Here is a 12,079-nt window from a genome sequence, read left to right on the forward strand (position 1 = left end):
TCTTACTTTGAAGCAATTGAGACTGTTTTATTTAAGTCATCATTATTAAACTTAATTCTACTGATGTAATCCGTTGGCTGAAGACCACTGATCATTGCAATATTCTCGTTGGGTTGTCGATCTAGAATTCGAATATTGGCTTTCTGAATTTTCTGATCACGGATGATCCACAGATAAGGTTTGCCATCTGCATCTTGAATAGTATCAAGCGGAACTTTTTGCCCCTGAATTTGTTTGTCATCTAAAATGAAACCTTCGACAAAAGCACCAATACTCAGTGAATTGATTGATTCATTCGGTTGAGCAAAAAACTCAACCTGACGACTGATTTGATCGGCCATTGGGGAAATGCGTGTTAACTTGGCAGCATAATTTTGGGTAGTCCCTTGAATTTTATATTCAATATTGTTTCCAATGTTGAGCGCATGTTGAGATTCGACAGGGAGTTTTGCTTGAATCTCTAATTTTTGTGGATCTACGATTTCAAATAGTGTTTGACCCATTGAAACGGTTTGACCAGGTTCAACTTGACGTTTGGTAATCACGCCAGAAATGGGGCTACGAATTAATCCATCAGCATCGGCTTTCAGTGCGATATCCACATTTGCTTGCTGAGCTCGTACAGTTTCGAGTTGAGCTTTATGCTCAACTTGACTTTGTTCATATTCAACCTTAGAAACAAATCCTTGATCATAAAGTCGTTTTTTTCGAGTGACCATATTTGCAGCTTGTTGTGCCTGCGCTTGTGCAGAAGCAAGATTAGCGCGAGCTTGTGCGAGTCGGGCTGCATTATCTTGATTATTTAAACGTACCAAGACTTGTCCTTTACTCACCCTTTCACCGACTTGTACAGAGACTTGACTAGCAGTGGCAGTCACTTGCGCTTGAATTGTACTTTGATTCACAGCGCGTATGGTGCCTGTGAAAGCAAATTTCAGATTTGAGACCCCATTTTCAACTTTGACTAAGTCCTGTTGTATTAATTCAATTTTTTGAGGGGTAGATGAGGTTGGCTGTACAATTTCGTCATTTTTTTGACAAGCGGCTAAAAGACAACTCGTACACAGCGTTCCTAATACGAGATATTTCTTAAACTGACTGCTGTGTCGAGTCGCATTCGGCATGTGATAATTCCTTTCCATTCAGACAAACTCTTCTTTATTCAAGAGTTTTTAAGCGCTTGATAATACTGTCGTATTGTGACTGAGTATTTCGATAGTTTGTTTGTAAAGATTCAATATTTTTTTGGATATTACTCATATTCTGCGCATTATAAGTGATTCGATCTTGTAAGTTTTTAGGGACAGGATTCCCTTTTTTGATATAGGTCTGTTCCTGCTTTTTAAACAATATTCGATCTTGCTCCAGTTGTTGGTACTGTTGTTTTTGAAAGGTGATTTGTTTGTTGATGTTTTTCAACATATCATCACGTTTGTTCGCAGCCACTTTACTAGAACCATAAGCACGTTTTAAGCGTAGATCTTGTTCATGTTGTTTGGCTTGTTGCGTACGTACAGCACTTTGTTGCTGTTCTTTATCGGCATCATAAGGTCGATTTTTTTTAATCACTTGCATATTACGGTCAAGTGCTTCATAACCGTGACGAATATGCTCGGGTGTTACCGAGCTACTAATATTAGCTACGCCATTTTTATCATAATAACGATACCAAGACGGTTTGGTCACTGTGGTATTAGCAATTGCTTCACTGATACATAAACCAAATGTCATCATGATCACTAAGAATGTTTTATGATGAAGATGCTTTAACCCAATTCTTGATTTGTGCGAAAGATTAAACATTGGAATTGGCCCCCGTGATATCAATTCAATTTTTTAATTTTTGCTTTTAATAACAAGCATTTTATGAGGTTTTGGTAAATTTATAAATATAAACCGTTAAATAATTTACGCTTAATCTGATTCACCCTTAAATTCTATGAAGCTTTGTGACACAATCTCTCCGCGAGTACTCAACTGCATTGAAAATCAATGTAATGTTATGTTAGAAAATAATGGTTATTCTCTAAATTAAGCGTTTCATTTTTCTTTAAATCTCATCTCAGGAAGGATCATTCAATGGATGATAATCTGCAAAATATTAAAGTGATGGTCATTGATGATTCAAAAACGATTCGTCGGACCGCAGAAACTTTATTACAGCGTGAAGGATATGACGTTGTAACTGCAGTAGATGGATTTGAAGCATTATCTAAAATTGCTGAAACTCGACCTGATATTATTTTTGTAGATATTATGATGCCGCGTTTAGATGGGTATCAAACGTGCGCATTGTTAAAAAACTCACAAAATTTCCAACATATTCCAGTGGTCATGTTATCCAGTAAAGATGGTATGTTTGATCAGGCAAAAGGACGAGTTGTTGGATCTGATGAATACCTCACGAAACCATTCAGTAAAGATGAGCTATTGAATGCGATTCGTAAACTTGTCGCTTCACGTTAAGTACTGGGAAAATAAAATATGACACGTATCTTAGTGGTAGATGACTCTCCAACAGAAATGTTTAGATTTAAAGAAATTCTGTCCAAAAATGGCTATGAAGTGCTAGAAGCAACCAATGGTGCAGATGGTGTTACCTTAGCGCAAGCAGAGCAACCAGATCTTGTACTTATGGATGTGGTGATGCCTGGTGTGAATGGATTTCAAGCAACTCGGCAAATTGCAAGAGCTGATGTAACGAAGCATATTCCAGTTGTCATTGTCAGTACCAAAGATCAGGATACGGATCGAATTTGGGGCAAAAGACAAGGCGCTGTCGACTACCTGATCAAACCTGTAGATGAATCAAGATTACTTGATGTCATTCAGCAATATTTAAATACAGGCACAGCATGATCACTCAAGATGAAAGTGATCAACAACACTGGTTAACGCAAGCCAGTAATGCTAAGTCGGCTCAAGCAAATGAGTACCGTGATGTGCAAAATCAGGACCTCTGGTCTGGTGTATGTTTTAAAGTTGAGCAGCAGCAATTTATTACCCCACTTGGTGATATTGCGGAGGTTAGCCCTTTACTGAGCATTACCTCATTACCACTTACGCCGCCGTGGTATTTAGGTTTGGCGAATTTGCGAGGTCGAGTACTGTCCGTATTAGATCTAAAGCAATTTGCTTTGAGTAAATCAACACAATTACACGCTAATGTGAAAATTTTATGTTTTAACGTGGGGCAAGACTGTGTTGGATTGCTTGTGGATGAAGTCCTTGGTGTAAAACATTATAAGAATAATACCTATAGCACCAGTTCGGATTTGATCGCAGAACCATATAGATCGTTTTGCCAAGGTTATTTTCTCGATCATTCAACACCTGTAGCTGTGCTGATGATGAGTCTGCTATATGAGCATGATCGTCTAAAGCACATGTTCACATCAAATTCAATTTAATGTGTAGTCAGCAATAGTTTTTTGGGGGAGCTGAGTGAGTTTACGGTTAAAAAAGACCAGTCGGAATGTGAATGATTCAGATTCCAACACACAGGGATGGAAAGCTTCACTTAAGTTAAAACTTGAACAGTTTTCAGAGCTGTTTGGGCAATCTGCCCAAACGAAGTCTTATTTAATCATGGCTATTATTAGCCTCGTTTGTGCTTTTCTGATTTTATTGTTTCTTATGTTTAATCTCCCACGCACGGTAGAGCAAAGTCGTGGGGTGGGGGAACTGAAATATCTCAATCAAATGATGATTATTCAGACTCAACAGTTTGAGGATAATCCTACAGATTACACATTACAGATTCTCAAAAACTCTCAGCTTATTTTTAGTTCACAACTTGAAAATGTAAAATCAGTTTATTTTTATAGTCCGGCTTTAAATGAAGTAGATCGACTATGGTTAGAGTCTCAAAGCAATATCACGGAGTCTCAGTTACAAAAAATTCAAGTAGCCCTCAATGAAATTCGCACAGGTTCTACGTGGTTACTGATTTTACTGTCACTCTTATTGTTGATTAGTTTATCGAGCTTCACCTTTGCAGTGATTAAACTTTTTATTTTGAGAAGCCAAGAAGATCGTCTGCGTTTGATGGAGCTAGTGGATAAAGATAAGAAGAATCAAACGGCGATTTATCGGCTTTTAGATGAAATTGGGGATTTAGCTGAAGGCGATTTGACCAAATATGCTGCGGTTTCTGCAGATTTTACGGGGACAATCGCGGATTCAATTAATGTAGCGATAGATCATTTGCGTGATTTGGTGATGAGAATTAATCAGGCTTCTCAACAAGTTACCCAATATATTCATCAAACTCAGCACATGAGTTCACAATTGGCGCAATCTTCAGAGCTGCAAGCTCGTGAAATCCAAAATACATCGCTCGCCATTCATGACATGGCGGACTCAATTGATCACGTTTATGAAAATGCAGCGCAATCTGCAAAAGTTGCTCAGCGCGCTGTACTTATCGCAGCGAAGGGTGGGGAAGTGGTTGAACGATCAATAGATGGAATGGATCAAATACGAGGGCAGATTCAAGAAACATCTAAAAAAATTAAAAGGCTGGGTGAATCTACTCAAGAGATTGGTAACTTTGTTGCAACCATTGAAGACATTGCAGGGCAAACGCATCTGTTGGCTTTGAATGCAGCCATTCAAGCCGCAATGGCAGGCGATGCTGGACGAGGTTTCGCGAGTGTTGCTGATGAGGTGCAGCGTTTAGCTGAACGTTCAACTGCTGCGACCAAACATATTGAGATATTGGTAAAAAATATTCAATTAGATACGCATGAGGCCGTTCGGTCTATGGAGCAAACAACTTCTGAGGTGGTTAAGGGGACTGGACTTGCTCAAGATGCAGGAGCAGCACTTGCAGATATTCAGTTGATTTCAAAACAGTTGGCTCAACTGATTGCGAATATTTCAGCATCCTCAAAAGTTCAGTCAGCTGCTGCGGGTCAAATTGCGAAGACAATGTCGCTTGTGCAAGATGTCACACGAGAAAATCATGCTTCAACCTTAGATACTGCTCAATCGATAGCAGAACTCACTCAAATGGCTGATTCTTTAAGGAAATCAGTTGCAAACTTCAAATTACCTGAGTGATTGAGCCATGAAAAATAATAATCCTAATAAAATACAATTATATCTTTCAGAAGCACTCCATCGTGCATATATAGATATGCAGCTTCCTCAGGATGAATCAAATTTTGAAGATGAGGAGCTTATTACCACCTTTGCTGAAGAGCTTAAGGAATTACTTCTAGAAATATCAGAAAATCTTCAAGTCTTATCGAATGATTTAGAACAGGTAAATATTTGGCAAGCATTGCGCCGTAATTTTCATACCTTAAAGGGTTCAGGTCGAATGCTTGGATTCAACTCAGTTTCTGAGCTTGCATGGACCGTTGAGACAATACTGAATATTAGGCTGGATCAGCAACGTTCATGGAGTCAACTGGTCCTTGAGTATGTTGAGCTGATCTCTCGTATATATCGCTACATCATTGTGCCTAGTTTAACAGTGAAACAAGCGATTCAATTAGATGTTAAACCTCTATTGCTTTTAGGTCGGCAATTAGAACATTCAAATATCATAGATCAATCATTGCATCCTTTGTTGGCGATCAACGCTCATCTCACACAGCTAGATCTAGATTTCAGGATTGAATGTCATTGTTTGAATGACTCAAATTCACTCTCAGCAGCAGCCACAATGGAGAATACTCAAATATGGGATAACGAGGTTCTGCAAAGTTTTTATGCTGAAGCTTCAGAACAATTGAAATCCCTGCAAGATATGTTGGATAAATCCAATCAACAATTTCAGGTGGATACGCTTGCACGTGTTGTTCATTCTCTCAGGGGGAGTTCTGCAATTGTTGGACTTGAGAAAATTGAAGTATTGAGTCAGTCATTCGAAAAAATAATACAACGTAATCCATTTCTTGATACCAACAATAAAGAATTGCAAGCGCTCACAACGCAGTATATTGATTTAATCCAGTATTACTTAGAAAGCTTGCAAACAACAGGTGACAACGTAACGAGACAACAACAGTTTCAGGCATTAGAGCATACTTTTTTAATCGCATTGAGAGACTTCTCAGAACAGATTACACAGAACGATCCAAATCTTGATCCGCATGATTTACTCAAGAAAATTGTAGATTTGGGTGTAGAAGATGTTTTCCTTATCGATACCTTTGTACAAGATGGTATTTCTAACCTCGTTAGCTCTACACGTACTACTAAACGTTCGAGCTTACTGAGTCAACAACTCAGTTCAATTGCTAAATTTGCCATTAAAGTTGATTTTGATCTCCTTCGAAAAATTTCAGAAATTTTGAGTTCAATTCACTCCAACATTGCAAGAGAACCGAATTCAATTGCCTACTCAAATGTCCACCGAGTTTTACAACAAGGGCATGAAAAACTCTTAGAAATATTTGATGAACTTGCTATAGGTCAATTGGCTCAAAATAATGAGGCTTCTCAGCAACTATTAGATGATTTAAAACAACTTAATCATGAATACTTCAGTTTTTCCAATCAATCGAATTGTAGTGGTACTATAGAGCAGGAGAGCGAAGTATCTGCTCGATCCTTAGATGAAACAATTCTGACATTACTCAATATAGATTACGCACTCAAAGATTCAGCGAAAGCAAAACAGGGCTTAGATCGCGAAGTAAGTGGTTTTTTTGTCGAGGAAGCGGAAGAAATTTTGTCTCAAATCGAAGACTTGTTCAATACATGGTTAGAGTATCAAGAAGATGCTACGTGTATCCAAAAAATTATGCGGCAACTGCACACGTTGAAAGGTGGTGCATACATGTTGCAAGCAGATTACTTTGCAAATCTAATCCATGAGCTTGAATCTGTATATCTTCAACTCATTTCAGAGCAACACATTGATATAAAAAGTTTCATTATTTTGATTAAAGCCTTACAGCAGGATTTGGTACGGCGTGTCAATATCATTAAAATTGAGTCTGTCGATTATCCGATAGAGCAGGCATCAAGGATTATTCAGGGTTTAATTGAGCTTGGACATTTAAATCTTAAGGGTGGTGACTCGAAGCTGAACTTAGTACATTCGATGCAAAATGATATCACTCACCACATGTCTTCAGATTTTAGTATTCATTCAACTTTATCAGCGGACCTTGAAACCAATTTAAGTGATTTAGTCACTACGCATAATAATTCATCAAAGTTTGACTCTTCTTCCATTCAGCAAAACTCACATCAGATTGAACCATCTAACGCTAAGGAGAGTGTTTTACCGCCTCCAATGAGTAGTAATTTGCAAAAGTTTGTGCAATCTGCCGTAGCGAACGAGACACTTTCAGTCTCTACTGCTGTAATTGAAGCAACCCTTAATTTGATTGGGGAGGATTTGATTCAACGTTCGCAAGTCGAAGTAGAATTAAAATCATATCGGTCAAATTTGGTAGAAATGGATCAAACCATTCAGCGCCTTACTTCACAATTGAGACGGATGGAAGGGGAATTAGAATCCCAAATTTTATTACAACGTAGATCACATAATTCCGCCGAGCATGGATTTGATCCCTTAGAAATGGATCAATATTCATCACTTAATCAACTCTCAAAATCAATATCAGAGTCAACATCAGACTTGTTAGATATCAGAAACTCTCTGCATGAAAAGCTTCAATCTGCGGAAAGTATATTGATTCAGCAGGCAAGAATACAAAACAACATCCAACACTCGTTGATGCGTACTCGTGTCGTACCATTCAAGACGATACAAATGCGTCTTGAACGCTTATGCAAGCAACTTTCGATGAATCTGAATAAATCTGTTCAGTTACAGATTGAACATGCAGACATCGAGTTAGATCGTAGTATTCTTGAAAAGTTGATCACCTCACTTGAGCATATTCTGCGTAATGCGATTGATCACGGAATTGAGTCAGCAGAACAGCGGTTGAAATTAAATAAACCTGAACAAGCAGTCATGCAACTGACACTGGTGAATCATCACAATGAGCTGAGTATTTTGATCAAGGATGATGGTCGAGGAATTGATTCACAAGAGATTAAGCAAAAAGCTGTTGAATTTGGTTGGCTCAATGCTGAACGGGAATATTCTGAAACTGAACTATTACAATTGATTTTTAGACCAGGCTTTACCACTGCTGCAAAATTAACAACGGTTTCAGGACGTGGTGTCGGTTTAGATGTCGTAAAAAGTGAAATACAGGCATTGGGTGGGCATGTTCATGTTTCTTCGGAAAGAGGACAAGGAACTTGTTTTGAAATCAGAATTCCTAAATCTTCAATTATTACTGAAGCATTAATGGTAAAAGTTGCGGACCAATTCTTTGCCTTACCGTTACATCAAATACAACGTGTTGAAATGATCGATAGACATGATTTAAATCATGCGAAACAACAGGGTCAGTTGTTGAGAGTGCATGAAGCAAGTTATCAATTAAATGATTTGGCTGACTTCGTATTGTTAAATCAACATATAAAAAGAAACTCACCATATTCAGAAACCCCAAAAGTTCCAGTGATTTTGGTAAATATGCACCAGTCTCAACCTGTGGCTTTATTCGTTGATGAGGTCTTAGGAACTAATTCACAAATTATTGTGAAACAGACTGGAGGGCTGATCCATCAAATTGATTATCTCAGCGGTGTAACCATTATGGGCAGTGGAGAAATTTGCCCAATTTTAAATGTAAATCGTGTGGTTCAATATCTCACTCAGCAGGATTGGCCTGTACATCCAGAGTCGAAGCTCTCAAATTTAAAACATGACAATGAGGCACCTACGATTTTAGTGGTTGATGATTCGGTCACAGTTCGAAAAGTGACATCTAAGCTACTGGAGCGTTATGCTTACCAGATTGTCACAGCTACAGATGGCATTGAAGCACTTGAATATTTACAGCATTCAACACCTGCCTTAATGTTAATTGATGTTGAAATGCCAAGAATGGATGGTTTTGAAGTGATGCAATGGCTGAGAAATCAATCACATTTGCAGAACTTACCTGTGGTTATGATCACTTCACGAGTGGGGGATAAGCATAAACAACATGCTCTTGAGCTTGGTGTATCGGCTTATATGGGTAAACCTTTCCAAGAAGCAGTGTTGATTGAGCAGATCAATCAGCTTTTAAAACAGGATTGAAGTATTTTAAGCGAATTAAAAAAGGATGCATTCGCATCCTTTTTTATATTTCGTTGCTCTTAAATTTTAGCGTTATGCCAATAACTCAATTAAGATTTTTTCATAAATTTCAGCTAAAGGTTCCAAATGTGCGATTTCAACATGTTCATTAATTTGATGGATTGTGGCATTAAGTACGCCCAGTTCGAGTACCTGAGCTCCAGTTGGTGCGATAAAGCGGCCATCTGATGTACCACCACTGGTTGATAATTCTGTTGTCGTACCAGTCACATCCAAAATCGCTTTTTTGGCAGCATTGACGAGCTCTCCAACAGGGGTAAGGAATGGTAAACCTGATAGTGTCCACTCGATATCATACTCAACGCCGTGGCGATCTAAAATTTCATGTGTACGTGCTTTTAATTCATCAGCAGTAACTTCTGTAGAATAACGGAAGTTAAATAATAAGTTCATCGTGCCAGGCACAACATTGGTTGCACCCGTTCCAGCAGAAATATTGGAGATTTGGAAAGACGTTGCAGGGAAATACTCATTGCCTTGATCCCATTCTGTCTCACATAATTCAGCAATTGCTTTTGAGGCTTTATGAATTGGGTTAATTGCCAAATGTGGATAGGCCACATGCCCTTGCTTACCTTTCACTGTTAAATTGGCATTGAGAGACCCACGACGGCCATTTTTAACAATGTCACCTAAAGTATTCGTACTTGACGGTTCACCGACCAAACACCATGTCATTTTTTCTTGGCGTGCTTCTAAAGTTTCTACAACTTTCACTGTTCCATTGATAGATGGACCTTCTTCATCTGAAGTGATCAAAAAAGCAATCGAACCTTTGTGGTCTGGATGCTTAGCAACGAAACGTTCAGAGGCAATTACCATGGCTGCCAACGCCGTTTTCATATCTGCACTGCCACGCCCGTATAACTTTCCATCTCTAATTTCTGGGGCGAATGGATCGGAGTTCCACGCTTCTAGATTGCCTGTAGGAACAACATCAGTATGACCCGCAAAACAAAACACAGGTGATTCAGTCCCGCGACGAGCCCATAAGTTATCTACATCTTCAAAACGCATATTTTCAATGTTAAAACCAATCTTTGATAATCGATCAGCCATAATATTTTGACAGTTATGATCGACAGGGGTCACTGAAGGTTGGCGAAGTAATTGTAAGCTTAAATCGAGTGTTGCAGACTGGGTCATGGAGAGAAATCGAATTGGTCAAAGTTGATCTATCATAAAGTATGTTGAATTTGATGCAAAATATTAATCATTCAAGGAAATCAAATTTAAATAAAAAAAGCCCTATTAAAAAATAGGGCTTTTAGCTTCAACTTCGAATTAGTTGTTACGAATTTCGTTTGAAGTTTTTTCAGCAGTATTTGTTACAGTTTCCCCAGCTTTTGAAACGTCTTGTCCAAAACCTTTGAATGTATTACAACCAGTTAATACAAATGCAACTACGAATGAAGCGGCTAATACTTTTTTCATCATTATCTCCAATGATTGTAAATTATTTTGATGCTTAATCAGAATAAAAATTAATCATTTAGAAGAATATGAGAGTTTTATTATCAGAATGTTATTAATTGTATTCGATACATTTTTTTATTACACGAACTACACGTAAGGAAGCTTTAATGCTGGTTGACGGTACATATAAAACTGATTTGTCTGTACATTGTGATAAAGCCCATTGCTCCACCAATGTGCTTCATTTGAAGTCTGACTCGCATTCGGACAAATCCATTCCTGTCTTTCCAGTCGATAAAAAGATGATCGTAATTGATGTCCCCATGTGCCTATACGACGATGTGGGCTGACCCAGTTGGGTAAGGTTTGAAGTTCGGTATGATACGGAAAGTAGAGTTGACCTTTCATCACCGCAATTTTTCGATCAATTTTATAAGTATTGGCTTGAGTAAATTGAAATTGCTTTTGCGTAAAATGATTGAGCTTTCTAAATAGAGTGTCGCTTCGATTTAATCCGTACCAATGTTGAAGTTGAAAGTCTTGTTCTGCTAAATAAAATTTCAGTGCAACTTCCCATTGTTCAATTTCTTGGGTGTGATGATTTAATATCACAAAGTCAATTTCACCCAAAGTATGGCGGCCATCAATGATTTGAACACTGTGATCTAACAGCGAAAAATCAGCTTGATCGCGTTGATCATCTTGTAGCCAGAACCACATTAAATATTCAAAGCGCAAACCTAGACGAGTACTTTTAAGTTGCTGAATAAAATCAATCAGTTCTTGTGGGTTTTGATCTAGATCATGAAGTCTGGAGATATATTTTTCGTACTGAGTTTGCCAAAATAGTTCATGGTGCAGTTCAAAAGGATGAACGATCGTTAATTCTTTAGGCGCAAAACGAATAATATTAGGACTTGCGATGACAAAAGCCAGTTGGCGTACAATTGCATGATGAAAGTTCTGCCATGGCTCATAAAAATCAGATTGCACCGCTTCTCCAACTAGAATTCAAAACTGAAAATAAATTTACAATCAGACACTACCACAAAAGCATATATACTAGTGAGATTCAACTGAATGAGTTGCGGTATGAAAATCGTGTTTTGGCGGAGCTTGGTCATTATTTTTGTGACTCTAGGTTTTATTGGTGCGCTATTGCCAGGATTGCCAACCACAGTCTTTTTAATTCTTGCCGCATGGGCTGCTTCAAAAGGTTGGCCACAGGTTGATGATTGGCTACTCAATCATCCTAAATATGGACCAACACTGAGAAATTGGCGTGAGCATGGCACAGTTCCACGCAAAGCAAAATGGCTCGCCTCGATGATGATGTTGATCAGCGGTATTCTCATGCTTTATACCAATGCTCCTGATTTAGTAAAAATTTTTACGAATGTCACCATGCTAATTGTCGCGATTTGGTTGTGGTTAAGACCTGAATCAAAAAATACTGTTTAAATGAATGATTAA

General features: G+C 38.2%; 10 protein-coding genes and 1 pseudogene. 6 read left to right on the forward strand and 5 right to left on the reverse strand.

Annotated elements, in window-relative coordinates:
- Nucleotides 1–2: 2 nt before the first annotated feature.
- A complete protein-coding gene (locus AC1M9E_RS03215) occupies nucleotides 3–1,124 on the reverse strand; it encodes an efflux RND transporter periplasmic adaptor subunit (protein ID WP_481607738.1) in 1,122 nt (373 codons plus the stop codon).
- Between the two features lie 34 nt (nucleotides 1,125–1,158).
- Nucleotides 1,159–1,803, reverse strand: coding sequence for a hypothetical protein (locus AC1M9E_RS03220; protein ID WP_481607737.1), 645 nt, complete (start codon nucleotides 1,801–1,803; stop codon nucleotides 1,159–1,161).
- Nucleotides 1,804–2,079: 276 nt separating this feature from the next.
- Here AC1M9E_RS03220 and pilG point away from each other — a divergent pair, with 276 nt between their 5' ends.
- The 5 genes and pseudogenes from pilG (at nucleotide 2,080) to AC1M9E_RS03245 (ending at nucleotide 9,130) form a co-directional block, all read left to right on the forward strand.
- A complete protein-coding gene (pilG, locus tag AC1M9E_RS03225) occupies nucleotides 2,080–2,466 on the forward strand; it encodes a twitching motility response regulator PilG (protein ID WP_035269072.1) in 387 nt (128 codons plus the stop codon).
- Between the two features lie 18 nt (nucleotides 2,467–2,484).
- Nucleotides 2,485–2,859 (forward strand): response regulator, encoded by a 375-nt coding sequence (locus tag AC1M9E_RS03230; RefSeq protein WP_035269071.1) that lies wholly within the window; start codon nucleotides 2,485–2,487, stop codon nucleotides 2,857–2,859.
- Nucleotides 2,856–3,410 carry a chemotaxis protein CheW gene (locus AC1M9E_RS03235; protein ID WP_481607736.1) on the forward strand — a complete coding sequence of 185 codons (555 nt, stop codon included), beginning with the start codon at nucleotides 2,856–2,858 and terminating at the stop codon, nucleotides 3,408–3,410. The genes AC1M9E_RS03230 and AC1M9E_RS03235 overlap by 4 nt, the downstream gene beginning before the upstream one ends.
- A gap of 529 nt (nucleotides 3,411–3,939) precedes the next feature.
- Nucleotides 3,940–5,064: pseudogene (locus tag AC1M9E_RS03240) on the forward strand (methyl-accepting chemotaxis protein); the annotation flags it as partial.
- Between the two features lie 7 nt (nucleotides 5,065–5,071).
- Nucleotides 5,072–9,130 carry a hybrid sensor histidine kinase/response regulator gene (locus AC1M9E_RS03245; protein WP_488225020.1) on the forward strand — a complete coding sequence of 1,353 codons (4,059 nt, stop codon included), beginning with the start codon at nucleotides 5,072–5,074 and terminating at the stop codon, nucleotides 9,128–9,130.
- A 72-nt stretch (nucleotides 9,131–9,202) separates the two neighbouring features.
- Here the strand turns inward: AC1M9E_RS03245 and dapE are convergent, their stop codons facing one another.
- From dapE to AC1M9E_RS03260, 3 genes are all read right to left on the reverse strand, one after another.
- A complete protein-coding gene (dapE, locus tag AC1M9E_RS03250; RefSeq protein ID WP_481607734.1) occupies nucleotides 9,203–10,336 on the reverse strand; it encodes a succinyl-diaminopimelate desuccinylase in 1,134 nt (377 codons plus the stop codon).
- Between the two features lie 138 nt (nucleotides 10,337–10,474).
- Nucleotides 10,475–10,627: an entericidin A/B family lipoprotein gene (locus AC1M9E_RS03255; RefSeq protein WP_092766976.1), complete on the reverse strand. Its 153-nt coding sequence runs from the start codon at nucleotides 10,625–10,627 to the stop codon at nucleotides 10,475–10,477.
- Nucleotides 10,628–10,753: 126 nt separating this feature from the next.
- Nucleotides 10,754–11,599, reverse strand: coding sequence for a DUF1853 family protein (locus tag AC1M9E_RS03260; protein WP_481952238.1), 846 nt, complete (start codon nucleotides 11,597–11,599; stop codon nucleotides 10,754–10,756).
- 99 nt (nucleotides 11,600–11,698) lie between these two features.
- Here AC1M9E_RS03260 and AC1M9E_RS03265 point away from each other — a divergent pair, with 99 nt between their 5' ends.
- Nucleotides 11,699–12,067, forward strand: coding sequence for a YbaN family protein (locus tag AC1M9E_RS03265; protein ID WP_481952237.1), 369 nt, complete (start codon nucleotides 11,699–11,701; stop codon nucleotides 12,065–12,067).
- The last annotated feature ends 12 nt before the right edge of the window (nucleotides 12,068–12,079 follow it).

The sequence above is a fragment of the Acinetobacter sp. 24-47-47 genome, from assembly GCF_057737035.1.

Bases quoted from the DNA above. Each gene is read 5' to 3' on its own strand.
- AC1M9E_RS03215 (WP_481607738.1), bottom strand. From the start codon at position 1,124: ATGCCGAATGCGACTCGACACAGCAGTCAGTTTAAGAAATATCTCGTA.
- AC1M9E_RS03220 (WP_481607737.1), bottom strand. From the start codon at position 1,803: ATGTTTAATCTTTCGCACAAATCAAGAATTGGGTTAAAGCATCTTCAT.
- pilG (WP_035269072.1), top strand. From the start codon at position 2,080: ATGGATGATAATCTGCAAAATATTAAAGTGATGGTCATTGATGATTCA.
- AC1M9E_RS03230 (WP_035269071.1), top strand. From the start codon at position 2,485: ATGACACGTATCTTAGTGGTAGATGACTCTCCAACAGAAATGTTTAGA.
- AC1M9E_RS03235 (WP_481607736.1), top strand. From the start codon at position 2,856: ATGATCACTCAAGATGAAAGTGATCAACAACACTGGTTAACGCAAGCC.
- AC1M9E_RS03245 (WP_488225020.1), top strand. From the start codon at position 5,072: ATGAAAAATAATAATCCTAATAAAATACAATTATATCTTTCAGAAGCA.
- dapE (WP_481607734.1), bottom strand. From the start codon at position 10,336: ATGACCCAGTCTGCAACACTCGATTTAAGCTTACAATTACTTCGCCAA.
- AC1M9E_RS03255 (WP_092766976.1), bottom strand. From the start codon at position 10,627: ATGATGAAAAAAGTATTAGCCGCTTCATTCGTAGTTGCATTTGTATTA.
- AC1M9E_RS03265 (WP_481952237.1), top strand. From the start codon at position 11,699: ATGAAAATCGTGTTTTGGCGGAGCTTGGTCATTATTTTTGTGACTCTA.